This window comes from Actinosynnema sp. (assembly GCF_052038725.1).
On record NZ_JBQGCX010001073.1, the window covers coordinates 1 to 1,928 of the forward strand.

General features: G+C 71.9%; 2 protein-coding genes. Both read left to right on the plus strand.

The window, feature by feature from the left end:
• The first annotated feature begins 344 nt into the window (after nucleotides 1-344).
• Nucleotides 345-1,082 (plus strand): glycosyltransferase, encoded by a 738-nt coding sequence (locus ACTUAL_RS22575; protein WP_440901642.1) that lies wholly within the window; start codon nucleotides 345-347, stop codon nucleotides 1,080-1,082.
• Nucleotides 1,079-1,928: glycosyltransferase family 4 protein (locus tag ACTUAL_RS22580; RefSeq protein ID WP_440901643.1), on the plus strand; the 850-nt coding region annotated here is incomplete at its 3' end. The genes ACTUAL_RS22575 and ACTUAL_RS22580, both read left to right, overlap by 4 nt.

A 1,928-nucleotide genomic window follows, 5' to 3' on the forward strand; every position in this document is an offset into this window, starting at 1 on the left:
GCCTGGCGCGGCGCGGGTTCCGCGTAAAACATCTCCGCATTTTTCGGATTTCCCCTCCCGTTATTCACAGAAGCGTGGGATCACATTTTCGGGCGATGATTGTCACCCCCTGCGGAATATCCACTCTTTCGTGTGACATGCCCCCTGAGATTCCGGGCCTGAACGATTTTCGCAAACACACTTGGTAACGTCCCTCGGGGCCTCCCCGATGTGCGTCAGTGATGGCGTCGACGGATGGCCCGTGACGCCCTGCACACTTTTCTCCCGGCTACGTCACCCCCTATTCCTGCGGCGGACGAGCGCGCCCGGAGAAGTTCAGCCACTGCTTCGGAGGAAAGCCCACCATGAGGTCAAGCCTGAGCCGCGTCGCGGACGCGGTTGAGCTTGAGATCGTTGTTCCCGCCTTCAACGAGGCGGACCGGTTAGCGGGCTCACTGAAGCGCGCCGCGGCCTTCCTGGAGACCCAGCCGTGGACGTCCCGGCTGGTGGTCGTGGACAACGGCAGTTCCGACGACAGCGCGGCCGTGGCCGCGAGCGTGCCGACCGGGCGGGTCGGCATCGAGGTCATCGGCTGCGCCGAACCCGGCAAGGGCGCCGCGGTCCGACGTGGCCTGTCCGCCTGCACCGCGCCCTACGCGGGCTTCTTCGACGCGGACCTGTCCACGCCCGTCGAGACCCTGACCAGGACCATGGCCGAGCTGCGCGCGGGCGCCGCCGCCGTCATCGCGTCCAGGCACGCGCCCGGCGCGCGGTTCGTGACCAGGCAACCGCTGGGCAGGCGGGTGGGCGGGCGGGTGTTCCGCACCCTCACCAGACCGCTGGTGCCGTGCGTGCGCGACACCCAGTGCGGCTTCAAGTTCTTCCGCGGGGACGCGCTGGGCGCGGCGCTGGAGCGGTGCCGGGTGGACGGGTTCGCGTTCGACGTGGAGCTGCTGCGGCGGGTGCGCGAGGCGGGCGGGGAGATCGTCGAGGTGCCGGTGGACTGGACCGACGACCGGCGCTCCACGTTCCACCCGGTGCGCGACGGGATCGCGTCCTTCGCGTCCGTGGTCAGCCTCTACCGGACGGCGGTGGCGCGGTGAGCGCGGTCGAGCTGTTCGGCAGGCACGTGCTGGTGCTGAATTGGCGGGACGTCCGGCACAGCCTGGCGGGCGGCGCGGAGCAGTACATGCACGAAATCGGCAAGCGGTGGGTCGCGGCGGGCGCGGAGGTGACCTGGTTCACGGCGCACGAGAAAGGCGCGCCGAGGTCCGAGGTGATCGACGGAATGCGATTCCTGCGGGCCGGCGGGACGCTCGGCGTGTACGGGCGGGCGGCGCTGCGGATGGCGCGGCACGGGCACCGGTTCGACGCCGTCGTGGACTGCCAGAACGGCATCCCGTTCTTCTCGCCGCTGTTCCTGCCGCGCGCGACACCGGTGGTGCAGCCGGTGCACCACGTGCACCAGGACCAGTTCGCGCTGCGCTTCCCCCGGCCGCTGGCGGCGGTGGGGCGGTGGCTGGAGGGCCCGGTGTCGCGGCGGGTGTACGGCGGGCGGGCGCACGTGGCGGTGTCGCCGTCGACCCGGCGGGAGATGCGGGGGCGGCTGAAGCTGCGCGCCCCGGTGTTCATCGTGCCGAACGGGACCGCGCGGGTGTTCCCGGAGGTCGGGCGGACGGCCGCGCCGACGATCGTGGTGGTGGGCAGGCTGGTGCCGCACAAGCGGGTCGACCTGCTGCTGGAGCGGCTGCCCGAGGTGCTGGCGCGGTTCCCCGACCTGGTGGTGCACTTCGTCGGCGACGGGCCGGAGCGGGAGCGGTTGCGGGAGCTGGCGGCCCCGCTGGGGCGGGCGGTGCTGTTCCACGGGCGGCAGCCGGACGCGGTGCGCGACGAGCTGCTCGGGCGGGCGTGGCTGACCGCGTCGGCCTCGGCGGCCGAGGGGTGGGGCT